The organism is Rothia sp. 27098_8_27, from assembly GCF_041432805.1.
Classification (GTDB): domain Bacteria; phylum Actinomycetota; class Actinomycetes; order Actinomycetales; family Micrococcaceae; genus Rothia; species Rothia mucilaginosa.
In genome coordinates this window covers 1-13430 of record NZ_JAPWAJ010000003.1, presented here as the reverse complement: position 1 = coordinate 13430, position 13430 = coordinate 1, and the positions used below count along the sequence as shown (strand labels likewise).

The following is a 13430-nucleotide window of genomic DNA, read 5'->3' as shown; positions in this document are numbered from 1 at the left end:
TTCAATTAAATCCATTATTGAGAGCATGAACAGTTTCATCTCTGCGGCGTAATCCGCTATTGTAGACGCTAGACCGTTTTATAACGGGATGCGCCGGAGCGAAGATCCGCGTGCATGTTTTCAATCGTTCTAGGAGGAACACTCTTGGCTAAGGCTAAGTTCGAGCGCTCCAAGCCTCACGTTAACGTCGGTACCATTGGTCACGTTGACCACGGTAAGACCACCCTGACCGCAGCAATCTCCAAGGTTCTGGCTGACAAGTACCCGGACCTGAACGAGAAGCGCGACTTCGGTATGATCGACTCCGCTCCCGAGGAGCGCCAGCGCGGTATTACCATTAACATTGCTCACATCGAGTACCAGACCGAGAAGCGCCACTACGCACACGTTGACGCTCCCGGCCACGCTGACTACGTCAAGAACATGATTACCGGTGCGGCTCAGATGGACGGCGCAATCCTCGTGGTTGCAGCTACCGACGGCCCCATGGCACAGACCCGCGAGCACGTTCTGCTCGCTCGCCAGGTTGGCGTCCCCACCCTGCTGGTTGCACTGAACAAGGCAGACATGGTTGACGACGAAGAGCTCCTCGACCTCGTCGAGATGGAGGTCCGTGACCTCCTCTCCTCGCAGGAGTTCGACGGCGACAACGCTCCCGTTGTTCGCGTTTCCGCACTGAAGGCTCTCGAAGGCGACCCCGAGTGGGTTGCTAAGGTCGAGGAGCTCATGGACGCAGTCGACACCTACATTCCGGACCCCGTGCGTGAGAAGGACAAGCCCTTCCTCATGCCCATCGAGGACGTCTTCACCATCACCGGTCGTGGCACCGTTGTTACCGGTCGTGCAGAGCGCGGTACCCTGAAGATCAACTCCGAGGTCGAGATCGTCGGTATCCGCCCGATTCAGAAGACCACCGTTACCGGTATCGAGATGTTCCACAAGCAGCTCGACGAAGCATGGGCAGGCGAGAACTGTGGTCTGCTGCTGCGTGGTCTGAAGCGTGACGATGTTGAGCGTGGTCAGGTTGTCGTGGAGCCGGGCTCCATCACCCCCCACACCGAGTTCGAGGCAAACGTCTACATCCTCTCCAAGGATGAGGGTGGCCGTCACAACCCCTTCTACTCCAACTACCGTCCTCAGTTCTACTTCCGTACCACTGACGTGACCGGCGTTATCACCCTCCCCGAGGGCACCGAGATGGTTATGCCCGGTGACAACACCGAGATGACCGTTACCCTGATCCAGCCCATCGCAATGGAAGAGGGCCTCGGCTTCGCTATCCGTGAGGGTGGCCGCACCGTTGGTTCGGGTCGCGTTACCAAGATCATCAAGTAATTGCCGTAAATTTACGACAATTCGCTAAAGATCTGCCGGAGAGAAAACTCTCCATCAGGTAGCGATACTCAAGGACCCCCGCATCTGCGGGGGTCCTTTTGTTATGCCCGTTGCGGGTTGATGAAGGCTCCGGCGAAGGAGAGAACGGCATTATCTGGCTGGGCTGTATCCAACCGCTCTGACCGTTATCAGTTCGCCTCAGCAGCCGCTCAAGACTTATGAGTGGGAAAACATGCGTAGTAATAGCGGAAGTCCACGTTGCATCCGTAACGATAGAAATCCCCCTGCGGCGGCATGGCAAGTCCATACCTTCTAGCTGTATATCCTGAACTCCTGGATATGGAAAGAGCACGGGTAGGTGAATGACTGCCTGATCCGTTTAGAGATTTGCAGACCTCAGAAAGAACCTGGTCATGCGGACCGGCTTGCGCCGGGGGAGCGGCTAAAGACCCTGCAGATAGGAATATAAAATCTGCGGACAAAGAAAAACGGTTCCCAGCCCGAAGGCTGGGAACCGCAATTCGAATGACTGCCCCTCGGAAGGGACATAGGTAATCCTACTACAGAATGCCGCAGGAATAGAACCTATACGTGCTGATGGCTAGATGTTTTCCTCTTGGCGAGGCTCGTAGCCCTGCTGAGGAGCCGGGGGCTGCTGCATCTGGACATTGCTCTGAGGGTACATACCCGGCTGATTCTGAGACGGCGGGAAGTCCTCGAGCTGCTCAGAACCCTGGTGCGGAGCTACCACATCCTGCTTATTCTGTCGCGCCAGCAGACGCCAGATAACGCCGGCAATAAGCAAAATCGAGATGATTAGCAGGGTCAGCGGGTTCAGACCGTTGAGCAAAATTGCCAGGTCGAGGGTGACCAGAGCAGTTGCGATATAGGTCCAGACTCGGTCGAGCAGCAGAGCGCTCAGGAGAGTCAGGGCAATACCGAGTACCAACACCACGATATCCGGACCATCAGCGGGAACTGCCCACGTTACCAGGGTGAGGAACACCTGCAGACCCAAAGCCCAGTACAGAGGAGAATCCGATACCTGCGTATCTACAGGCCTCTTTGCGATGAAGTTCTTGAGAACCTTGGCTGCCACAACAGCCAGCAGAATCAGGAGAGCAACCTCAAGAATGACGCTCAGGGGGTTGGACTTCGAGTAATCAATGACCAGACGGGCGATGAAGAGGCTGAACGCCGTGGTGCAGACGATCGGCAGGTTCTTCGCCTTGGTGACAGATACGAAGGACAGAGCACCTAGACCCCAGAGAAGTGCGTTGAGTTCTACCTGCCTGGGCTCAAAAACCAGCCCAACGAAGGTGTAGAATCCCAGCACCGCCAGAGCGGGAATCATCAGCAGCGTGTTGACCGGTGCATAGATACCCTGGCTCAGGGGACGGCGAGACATGAAACGCGCGTAGGGGGCACCCAGCGGGCCGTGCATCGGCAAATCAACCATCGTATTACCGACCGGGACAGCGATACGCGGACGAACATTTGCCCTCACCCCGAAGACCTCAACCGGGAGCGTGACCTTCAGAACGAACAGGATGATGACGGCAATCAGAGCGTAGTAGCCCAGAAGAGTCATTTCCATTGTGCTTTCCCTCGTGTTGAAGAGATTCCACAGAGCACCGATGCAGAAAGTCGTGATGCTGATGGAGGCACCAATCTGCATGCGGGGGACCCTGAAGATGAGGGCAAGCACCCATACAGCGATGAAGATGGCAGGAGTTGCTACCGCGAACAGCAGATTATCAAAATCGCCAATGAAACGGCCTGCGCTCAGGACAGAACCGAGCGTGAAGAAAATCGCCGCCGCGTATGCTTCGTAGTTTCGCTTGGAGTACGCGTAGAGTAGCACGCTGCACAGAGCCTGAACCGCCAGCAGCGCAAGTACGAGGAAGTCTACGAGCGATTCCTTCATATTGCCGGTGATCGCGAGCAGAATGACCGACCAGCAGATGGGGAATCGCGCAACGGTGAGTAGCTCCGAACGAATCGAAGAGCCAACCGGCATAAAGAAACCAAGCGCACCGTAGACAACGGTCAGGAGCGCCGGCAGTGCTACAGCGATGTACTCCTTCTGCAAGTCGTACAGCAGGTAGTGTCGCGAGCCAATCGTCGCGATAAGCAGAGTCGAGTAGAACGCGATACGGACAAACATGACAAGCGTGGAGCGGAAGGATCCAACGTCCGAAAGTCGCAACGCGCGAGCCAGAATAAGAGCGCCCAGCACGCTCAAGAAGAGGACGGCACCCGAGAAGAGAGGGAAACCAATCCAGAATCGGCCATGCGCTCCGCCATCAGCATGGTTAGCTACGTACCCGACGAAGAGAGCAAAAACGCCCAAGAAGAGGTAGACCGACATCTCTACAAGACGGTAGCTTGCGTTCTGCGCTGCAACGCCCTGAGAGAGGACAAAAGTCAGTAGCGCAATAACGGCGCAGACCAACGCAAACATCAAAAGCGACTCAGAAGTCTGCATCTCAGGAATGAGAGCGAGGAAGAGTTGAATCATACCAATGGCATAACCGATGTTGCTCAGTACCGCTCCAGCGGTACGTGCCTCAGGGGCCTTAGCACTGACCAGATAGATGACTACTGCCGCGGTAAAGAAGAGGTAGAAAGTACCCTGATTGCCGGGGGACGCGTACATGCCAACAACTGGAATGAGCGCTACAAAACTCATGAGTAGCAGAGGCTGGATTGCCTTGCGGTACAGCAAGAAACTCACAATGCAGAGGACACCAATAACCCAGGGGGCAGGGAAGATACCTTGATTACCTTCTGCATAAGGAAGGAAAGCGCTCCAGCGCGTTGCGTATACAGGGCTATCGGCAGCATGAGCAGTGAAGAAGGCATCAATGAGAGCGAAGAAAGAGAAGAACACGCCGACGCATGCGTCAATTGCCGGCAACCACTCCATCTTGTGAGCGGGATGGTGAGGAGCTTCCTTCGCCCAGGGGATAGCCGGGGTGCTTTGAACCTGCTCGGGCTGTTCATCAGTAGCAGGAGCAGAACCAGCAATAGTCTTCTGCAGACGAGGAATAAATACGTAAGCAGAAATCAGGTTAACAACCAGGACCGAGACGAAGAAAATGCTGGGGAACCACGGGCCGTGATCCGAGTCCATGATGAAGGAGAGAACAGACGCAATCGGGTAGATACGTGCCTGGGCATAGTAATCTGCCGTACCGTTCAGCCACGTGAAAAGAATGGCATGCACAGACATGACTGCAAACGCAATACCCGCATCCGTATAGCTCAGATCGTTGGTGAAGAAGAAAATAGCGATGGCAGTAGCCGGAACAAAAATGCGGGAAGAATCAACAAGACCTTCGCGGATGCCCTTCGGAGCAGCATTCGGGGCAAAATGCAGAACCAAACCCAGAACGGTGGCAACTGCAGTCAGTGAAACAAAATACCAAACGAAAGGCAGAGCCGCTACCTTCGTAGCCGCCAACGAGTCCGAAACAATGAACGAAATCAGCAGGTACGCCATCACACGGTTACGCATGAGGGCACAGGCTCCAACAATGGCTGCAGTGCCAACCAGAGACGTGAGAAGCCAGACATAGCGTCCTTCAACCCAAATCCTGAGGACATAGGTAGCAACGCCAGTCAGAGGAATAAACGCAAGACCGGTTGCTGCAAAAGAGTAGGAAGCGATACGTAGGCGCTCCACGAAGCGGTAGGTGAGCAGACCAGCTCCGTAGAAGACGACTGCTCCAAGCGCCATTGCAAGGACACGGAAGATAGCCGTTTCATCCTGAGAAGAAGTCACCGAGGTGACAAAAAGGCCCGCAGCACCAATGAGCAGGAGCGAACCAATGTACAGAACAATATTGAGGAAGATATCCTCGTTGACTCGGCGTCGCTGCGCAGGAGGCTGAGGATACGGACCCGACAGGGACGGGGGAACGTACAAGCCGAGACCTTGCGGCTGAACATACTGAGGGCTCTGAGATGAAGAGTGAGAGCTAGAGGATGCCTGATGAGGTTGTGTCGGCTGAGACATGGTTTCTCCTTAGGCTGTAGTGATACTTCTACGATACGAGAGTCTTTAGACCTAAAAGCTTTATTACGAGCAATAAAGCGCATGGAACTTACTGAAAATAGATTGAAAGCTCCCTGAGAGTTACATCGCGGGAGTATCCTCAGATTGACAGAGGCAGTTAAGTGTTCTTAAGCACTTAACTCGTGTTTGTATTGCGTAAGAGCTCTATCTCTGAGAGAATTGACGACGTTGTCAAAGCGTCTACCTGCACTAAAGGTAGGCCCACGTATGACCCGGTCCGAAGGATGACGGGATGAGTCTGTCTAGAAAATAGGCGACACGCCCGAGTTCGGGGGTCGGTACTCAGGCGGGGTGAGGAACCCGGCAAAGCCGGATTCAGTTCGTTCTGAGTGGCGCACGTGATGAATATATCGCGTTCCTTAAGCGCTATAACAAAGGGGCAAAAGCTCCGATACAGGGAATACATCAAGAAAGAGAGTCCGACAGATGGCGGGACAGAAAATCCGCATCCGTCTGAAGTCCTATGACCACGAGGTCATCGATTCTTCGGCACGGAAAATCGTCGAAACGGTAAAGGGCGCAGGCGCAACTGTAGTTGGCCCCGTGCCGCTGCCGACCGAGAAGAACGTTTACTGTGTTATCCGTTCTCCCCACAAGTACAAGGACAGCCGCGAGCACTTCGAGATGCGTACGCACAAGCGTCTGATCGACGTTGTTGATCCGACCCCCAAGGCTGTTGATGCCCTCATGCGTCTCGACCTGCCGGCAGACGTAAACATCGAGATCAAGCTGTAGAGGATCGCATCTAATGACTAACAAATTCGAGCGCCAGGTGAAGGGCCTGCTGGGCACCAAGCTCGGCATGACCCAGGTCTGGGACGAGGACGGCAAGTTTGTGCCCGTCACCGTCGTCAAGGCTGATTCTAACGTTGTTACCCAGATCCGTAACCAGGAAACTGACGGCTACGAAGCTGTTCAGATCGGTTTCGGTGCAATCGACTCTCGCAAGGTTACCAAGCCCCTGGCTGGTCACTTCGAGAAGGCCGGTGTCACCCCCCGTCGCCACATCGTCGAGCTGCGTACCGCAGATGCTTCTGAGTATTCCCTCGGTCAGGAACTGACCGTTGAGCTCTTCGAAGCAGGCCAGAAGGTCGACGTCGTTGGTAAGACCAAGGGTAAGGGCTTCGCAGGTGTTATGAAGCGTCACGGCTTCAAGGGTGTTGGCGCGTCTCACGGTCAGCACAAGAACCACCGTAAGCCCGGTTCCATCGGTGGCGCATCCTACCCCGCACGCGTGTTCAAGGGTATGCGCATGGCTGGCCGTATGGGCGCAGCACGTCACACTACCTTGAACCTGACTATCCAGGGTGTGGACGCAGAGAACAATGTCCTGCTGATCAAGGGCGCAATCCCCGGTCCCAAGGGCGGCGTTGTTCTGGTTCGTACCGCTGTGAAGGGAGCCTAATACATCATGGCTGTTAAGACCCTTAAGGTAGACCTGCCCGCAGAGATTTTCGACGCGCAGGCATCCGTGCCCCTGCTGCACCAGGTTGTCGTTGCACAGCTCGCTGCTGCACGCCAGGGCACCCACAAGACCAAGAACCGCGGCGAGGTTTCCGGTGCAGGCCGTAAGCCCTTCAAGCAGAAGGGTACCGGTAACGCACGTCAGGGCTCCATCCGTGCACCGCACATGACCGGCGGTGGCGTTGTTCACGGTCCGACCCCGCGTAACTACGCACAGCGCACCCCCAAGAAGATGATTGCCGCTGCACTGCGCGGTGCTCTCTCCGATCGCGCTCGTCACGACCGCGTCCACGTTGTCGAGAACTTCATCTCCGGTGAAACCCCCTCGACCAAGGCTGCAAAGGCTGCATTCGCAGCTATCACCGAGCGCAAGAACATCCTTCTTGTGATTGCTCGTGCAGAGGACGTTGTGGCTCTGTCCGCACGTAACCTGGAGAACGTCCACGTTCTGTACGCAGATCAGCTCAACACCTACGATGTGCTGGTTTCTGACGACGTGGTCTTCACCAAGGCAGCATTCGACGCATTCGTTGCTGCAGCTCAGAAGAAGGAGGGCGCTAAGTAATGAGCGTTTCCACCAAGTCTGTATACGACGTGATCATCGCTCCCGTCGTTTCCGAGAAGAGCTACGGTCAGCTCGACGAAGGTAAGTACACCTTCGAGGTCGCTACCGATTCCAACAAGCTGGAAATCAAGCAGGCCATCGAGAAGATCTTTGACGTCAAGGTTGCTTCCGTCAACACCATCAACCGTCAGGGCAAGCGCAAGCGCACCCGTTTCGGTTGGGGCGCTCGCAAGAACACCAAGCGTGCGATTGTGACCCTCAAGGAAGGCACCATCGACATCTTCGGCGGTCCGCAGGCATAAGCCCCGCGGAGACCACTTTAACGAAGGAAGAAATATCTAAATGGGTATTCGTAAGTACAAGCCGACGACCCCGGGTCGCCGCGGTTCGAGCGTTGCTGATTTCTCCGAGATCACCCGCTCCACCCCGGAAAAGTCCCTGCTTCGTCCGCTTCACAAGACCGGCGGCCGTAACAACACCGGCCGCATCACCACCCGTCACAAGGGTGGCGGCCACAAGCGCCAGTACCGTCTGATCGACTTCCGTCGTCACGACAAGGACGGCGTGAACGCACGCGTTGCACACATCGAGTACGATCCCAACCGTACCGCTCGCATCGCACTGCTGCACTACTTCGATGGTTCCAAGCGCTACATCATCGCTCCGAACAAGCTCGCTCAGGGCGACATTGTCGAGTCCGGCCCCGCAGCTGACATCAAGCCCGGTAACAACCTGCCCCTGCGCAACATCCCCGTTGGTACCGTGATTCACTGTGTTGAGCTCCGCCCCGGTGGCGGCGCAAAGCTGGCTCGTTCCGCAGGTGCTTCTGTACAGCTGGTTGCTAAGGAAGGCAAGTACGGTCAGCTCCGTCTGCCCTCCGGCGAAATCCGCAACGTGGATGTTCGCTGCCGCGCAACCGTTGGTGAAGTTGGCAACGCTGAGCAGTCCAACATCAACTGGGGTAAGGCAGGCCGTAACCGCTGGAAGGGCATCCGCCCGACCGTCCGTGGTGTGGTCATGAACCCGGTTGACCACCCGCACGGTGGTGGTGAAGGTAAGACCTCCGGTGGTCGTCACCCGGTTAACCCCAACGGTAAGCCCGAGGGTCGTACCCGTCGTCCCAACAAGGAAAGCGACAAGCTCATCGTTCGTCGCCGTCGTACTGGCAAGAAGCGCTAAGGAGCCTGAAACATGCCTCGTAGTTTGAAGAAGGGCCCTTTCGTTGATCAGCACCTCTACCTGAAGGTTGCAGCTCAGAACGAGAAGGGCACCAAGAACGTAATCAAGACTTGGTCGCGTCGCTCGATGATTATCCCCGACATGCTCGGTCACACCATCGCAGTGTACGACGGTCGCAAGCACGTGCCGGTGTTCATCACCGAGTCGATGGTTGGTCACAAGCTCGGTGAGTTTGCTCCGACCCGCACTTTCCGCAGCCACGTGAAGGACGACCGTAAGGGCAAGCGTCGCTAATCGGTTCACACCGATAAGCTAACGTTTCCCTTTCGGCAATAGACGAAAGAGAGATAGGCAATGGAAGCCAAGGCATCAGCGCGTTTCGTTCGCGTTACGCCTATGAAGGCCCGCCGTGTCGTCAACCTGATCCGTGGTAAGCAGGCGGAAGAGGCTCTGGCGATTCTGAAGTTCGCCCCCCAGGCAGCTTCGGAACCGGTATACAAGATCGTTGCTTCGGCAGTAGCTAACGCTCGTCAGAAGGCAACCCAGCAGGGTCTGCCCTTCCGCGAGGAAGAGCTGTTCATCAGCGAAGCATTCGTGAACGAGGGCCCGACCATGAAGCGCATTCAGCCCCGCGCTCAGGGTCGCGCATACCGAATCAACAAGCGCACCAGCCACATCACCGTGGTAGTTGCTACCCCGGAGAAGGAGGAGGACCGCTAAATGGGTCAGAAAATTCACCCGAACGGTTTCCGACTGGGCATCACCACTGACCACGTCTCCAAGTGGTTCGCTGATTCCAACAAGCCCGGCGAGCGTTACGCTGACTTCGTCCGCGAGGACGTAAAGATCCGCGAGCTGCTGGCTAAGAACCTGGATCGCGCAGGCGTTGCAAAGGTCGAGATCGAGCGTACCCGTGACCGCGTGCGTGTGGACATCCACACCGCTCGTCCCGGTATCGTGATTGGCCGCCGTGGCGCAGAAGCAGACCGCATCCGCGGCGAGCTCGAGAAGCTCACCAACAAGCAGATTCAGCTGAACATCCTCGAGGTTGCTAACCCCGACCTCTCCGCTCAGCTGGTTGCACAGAGCATCGCAGAGCAGCTCGCATCGCGTGTTGCATTCCGCCGTGCAATGAAGAAGGCAATCCAGTCCGCACAGCGTGCAGGCGCAAAGGGTATCCGTATCCAGTGCTCCGGCCGTCTGGGTGGCGCTGAAATGTCCCGTTCCGAGTTCTACCGCGAAGGCCGTGTGCCCCTGCACACCCTGCGTGCGAACATCGACTACGGCTTCTTCGAGGCTAAGACCACCTTCGGTCGCATCGGCGTGAAGGTCTGGATCTACAAGGGCGACCTGACCGACAAGGAGCTGGCAGCTCAGCAGGCAGCAAACAACCGCCGTGGCAACCGCCGCGATGGTGACCGCCGCCGCCAGGGCAACCGTGGTCCTCGTCGCGAGCGCCGCAACGAGAACGCTTCGGCAAAGGTCGAGGCCAAGACTGCAGAGAACGGTGAGGCATAAATGCTTATTCCCCGTCGAGTAAAGTACCGCAAGCAGCACCACCCCAAGCGTAGTGGTCTCGCAAAGGGCGGCACCGAGGTTAGCTTCGGTGAGTGGGGCATTCAGGCCCTGTCGCCCGCATACGTGACCAACCGCCAGATTGAGGCTGCACGTATCGCAATGACTCGTCACATCAAGCGTGGCGGTAAGGTCTGGATCAACATTTATCCCGACCGTCCGCTGACCAAGAAGCCCGCTGAAACCCGTATGGGTTCCGGTAAGGGTTCGCCCGAGTGGTGGGTCGCAAATGTCAAGCCGGGTCGAGTCATGTTTGAACTCTCCGGTGTGTCCGAAGAAGTGGCTCGCGAGGCAATGCGCCTGGCAATCCACAAGCTCCCGATGAAGGCACGTGTTGTGCGTCGCCGCGAAGGTGGTGAATAAGCGAGATGGCAGTAGGATCCAAGGACCTGAGCATCGATAAGCTCGCAGAGCTCTCCAACGAAGAGCTGGCTGCAAAGCTGAGCGAAGCGAAGAAGGAACTCTTCAACATCCGCTTCCAGGAAGTCACCGGTCAGGCTAACGCAGGTCGTCGCCGCACTATCAAGCGCGACATCGCACGTATCTACACCGTGCTGCGTGAGCGCGAGCTCGGTATTCGTCCCGCAACTGAAGGTGAGTCCAAGTGAGTGAAGTAAAGAACGAAGAGCGCGGCTACCGCAAGACCCGCCGCGGCTACGTTGTCTCCGACAAGATGGACAAGACCGTTGTCGTCGAGGTCGAGGACCGCGTGAAGCACGCACTGTACGGCAAGGTCGTTCGCCGTAGCTCCAAGATCAAGGCACACGATGAGCAGAACGCTGCTGGCATCGGTGACCTCGTTCTGATTGCAGAGACCCGTCCGCTGTCCGCTTCCAAGCGCTGGCGTATCGTGGAGATCATCGAGAAGGCTAAGTAAGCCCTTTTCATGACTCTCTGCTAGAGCAGTAAAAGAGCCCCTCTCCTACTTCGGTAGGAGAGGGGCTCTTTGCGTTTAACCTTTGTTCGGGAAAAACTAGGGCGGGCGCCTTATGGCATGGGCTAATAACAGACGCTAAGACAACATTTGTCATAAATGTCTTGATATGTCATACGAGAAAACAATATTCTTCTCTCGATTTGATGACGCAATCTATGAGTAGACGCTACTAGAGAAGAAAGTGCATGTGGAGGCGGAATTAGGGCGAAAAAATGAAAAGTAATACGTGAGTAAGGCGCCTGGGGTCTGCGGAATCCGATGAGCAACACTTGAAAACAACCTGATTAGGGACTTATTATCAACTTTATAGTTGCTTAGCATAACCTTTCCTAATAATTAGTCGGGTGGCTTTGCACCTTCCGGAGGTTGCACGACCTTTGGAGAAGTACCACTACACATCATCGAGGATCATCATGACTTCTTCGCCCAAGCCCTCACGTAAGCTGCTCGCCATTGCTGGCGCACTTTCCGTTGTTGCAGGCTCTTTCGCTGCCGTTCCTGCTACCTTTGCGGCAAACGTCTCCGCATCCGTTCCCGGCGGGAACTCCCAGAACTCCACTGAGGAATGCCGCCACATTGCAGTGAGCGCTACCCAGTACCAGGGCCTGCCCGGCCAGTACCAGCTGGCATACTCGGCAGCAACCTCCTCCCTCTACACTTCCTTCTCCTCCGGACGCCCGCCGATTCTGACCGGTGGCGTCGGCACCTGGAACGTTGCATCCACCCCGAGCCTTGCTACTGTCTACCAGTTCCCGACCACGGACTTTATTGCACGTGGCGCTACCGCACCGACCGGCAAGCAGATTGAATCTCCCTACGGTATTGCCTACGACGAAGCAACCGGATACGTATGGGTGACCCAGACCCGCGTCAACAAGGTGTCTGTCTTCGATCCCGCGACCAACAAGATTATCTGGAGTAGTGCAGAAGGCGACGTCAACCACCCCCGCGAGGTACGCATCGACCCCTCTAGCGGCAAGGTCTTTGTATCTGGCTCCGGCGGCATTAGTGTCTTCGACACCACCCAGCACACCCTGGTCAAGAAGATTGAATTCACCGATGCCAAGGGTGAATCTGACATTGCAATGAACATGCACGTAGACTCCGCTGATGGCAAGCTCTACGTACCCTCCCTGAGTGCCGGCACCGTGAAGGTGATCGACACCAAGAGCTACGAAGTCGAGAAGACCATTCAGCTGCACAAGGAAAATGCTGAAGCTGCTCTGAACCCCTCGGACGTCACTATCGACAAGTCCCTGAAGGAAATCTACGTCAGCACCCAGGGTGACCGTAAGGGCACTAACTCCGGTATCACCGTCTACGACCTGGAAACTGGTGCCTACAAGAAGACCATTCCTTTCGGCAACCAGGCCCTCGCCCTCGCCTCCGACGAAGCCCGTGACCTGCTGTACGTGACCGATTACGGTACCGGCAACGTCGGTGTTGTTGATGCACGAACCGGCACCGTTGTTTCTCAGGTGTCTACCGGTGCGACCAGCGGCGCAAATGATGTTCTGGTCACCGCAGACGGCAGTGCATACGCTGTAGCACGCAGCATTGAAGGCGCTTCCGCTATCGAAACCGACTACACCATCGATAAGACCACTGGCGAATACCGCACCTCTAGCACCGAGCCCAAGGGTAAGGACAACGCGGATTCCCCGATCACTCCCGGTGTCATGGTGAAGATCAACACCACTGTTGAAACCAGCGCGAAGCCTGCTGCACAGACTTCTTCTGAAGAACTGGTGAAGACCTACGCCGACGGCGCTAAGCTCTACGCCGTGAAGGACTGGACCACCGGTGAAACTCTGAAGCTGCGTGGCGAAGGTTTCAAGACTCAGGACGGTTCAAAGGGCTCCGTACTCGCAGTCAAGCTGAACAAGGGCCGCATCTCCGCGAAGGAAGAGCCGAAGCTCAACGGTGCTGAGGGCAACAGCGCTGGCGTCTGGGCGTACATCCAAGCAGATGAGAATGGTAACTTCACCGCTGAGCTGCCGTACCCGACCACTGAAAACTCCAACCTGAAGGAAAACCTGAAGAGCGGCGATAAGGTATCTGTCTTCCTGCTCTCCGGCTCCATGGTTGAAGGCGATACCGCACGTGGTGGTGAAGCGCTCTCCGCAACTGTTGCAGAGAAGAAGGCAGACACCGCTGCGACCTGCGCACCGGCAGAAACTACCCAGGTCGCTGCTGCTCCCTCTGGCGTGACTACCACTTACCCCGCCGGTACTAAGCTGAGCCTGCCTGATGGCAACGAGCCCACTCCGGCTCCGAGCGAGTCTGCTAAGCCT

At 56.4% G+C, this 13430-nt stretch carries 14 protein-coding genes; 13 read left to right on the top strand and 1 reads right to left on the bottom strand.

Annotated elements, in window-relative coordinates:
- The first annotated feature begins 144 nt into the window (after positions 1–144).
- Entirely contained in the window at positions 145–1335 is a 1191-nt protein-coding gene (gene tuf, locus O3675_RS04825; protein ID WP_005508397.1) for an elongation factor Tu, read from the top strand.
- A gap of 601 nt (positions 1336–1936) precedes the next feature.
- On the opposite strand, the gene O3675_RS04820 is transcribed toward tuf, so the two are convergent.
- Positions 1937–5266, bottom strand: a complete 3330-nt coding sequence (locus O3675_RS04820) for a Fe2+/Zn2+ uptake regulation protein (protein WP_371571289.1) — start codon at positions 5264–5266, stop codon at positions 1937–1939.
- Positions 5267–5842: 576 nt separating this feature from the next.
- Here O3675_RS04820 and rpsJ point away from each other — a divergent pair.
- From rpsJ to O3675_RS04760, 12 genes are all read left to right on the top strand, one after another.
- Positions 5843–6151 (top strand): 30S ribosomal protein S10, encoded by a 309-nt coding sequence (rpsJ, locus tag O3675_RS04815; RefSeq protein ID WP_004005287.1) that lies wholly within the window; start codon positions 5843–5845, stop codon positions 6149–6151.
- Between the two features lie 13 nt (positions 6152–6164).
- Positions 6165–6821, top strand: coding sequence for a 50S ribosomal protein L3 (rplC, locus tag O3675_RS04810; RefSeq protein ID WP_005504955.1), 657 nt, complete (start codon positions 6165–6167; stop codon positions 6819–6821).
- 6 nt (positions 6822–6827) lie between these two features.
- Entirely contained in the window at positions 6828–7445 is a 618-nt protein-coding gene (gene rplD / locus O3675_RS04805; RefSeq protein WP_005504957.1) for a 50S ribosomal protein L4, read from the top strand.
- A complete protein-coding gene (gene rplW / locus O3675_RS04800) occupies positions 7445–7747 on the top strand; it encodes a 50S ribosomal protein L23 (protein WP_005504959.1) in 303 nt (100 codons plus the stop codon). The genes rplD and rplW overlap by 1 nt, the downstream gene beginning before the upstream one ends.
- 40 nt (positions 7748–7787) lie before the next feature.
- Positions 7788–8624: a 50S ribosomal protein L2 gene (rplB, locus tag O3675_RS04795; protein WP_005504961.1), complete on the top strand. Its 837-nt coding sequence runs from the start codon at positions 7788–7790 to the stop codon at positions 8622–8624.
- A 12-nt stretch (positions 8625–8636) separates the two neighbouring features.
- Entirely contained in the window at positions 8637–8918 is a 282-nt protein-coding gene (gene rpsS / locus O3675_RS04790; RefSeq protein ID WP_004005282.1) for a 30S ribosomal protein S19, read from the top strand.
- 60 nt (positions 8919–8978) lie between these two features.
- The gene (gene rplV / locus O3675_RS04785; protein WP_005504964.1) at positions 8979–9344 is read left to right on the top strand and encodes a 50S ribosomal protein L22; all 366 of its coding nucleotides are present in this window, start codon (positions 8979–8981) and stop codon (positions 9342–9344) included.
- Complete coding sequence (gene rpsC / locus O3675_RS04780; protein ID WP_005504966.1) at positions 9345–10142, top strand: 30S ribosomal protein S3; 798 nt, start codon at positions 9345–9347, stop codon at positions 10140–10142. It begins immediately after the preceding gene.
- Positions 10143–10562 (top strand): 50S ribosomal protein L16, encoded by a 420-nt coding sequence (gene rplP, locus O3675_RS04775; protein WP_005504968.1) that lies wholly within the window; start codon positions 10143–10145, stop codon positions 10560–10562.
- 5 nt (positions 10563–10567) lie between these two features.
- Positions 10568–10807, top strand: a complete 240-nt coding sequence (gene rpmC / locus O3675_RS04770; protein ID WP_005504969.1) for a 50S ribosomal protein L29 — start codon at positions 10568–10570, stop codon at positions 10805–10807.
- Complete coding sequence (rpsQ, locus tag O3675_RS04765) at positions 10804–11076, top strand: 30S ribosomal protein S17 (RefSeq protein WP_005504980.1); 273 nt, start codon at positions 10804–10806, stop codon at positions 11074–11076. Before rpmC ends, rpsQ begins: the two co-directional genes overlap by 4 nt.
- 473 nt (positions 11077–11549) lie before the next feature.
- Positions 11550–13430: peptidase (locus tag O3675_RS04760; protein WP_371571285.1), on the top strand; the 1881-nt coding region annotated here is incomplete at its 3' end.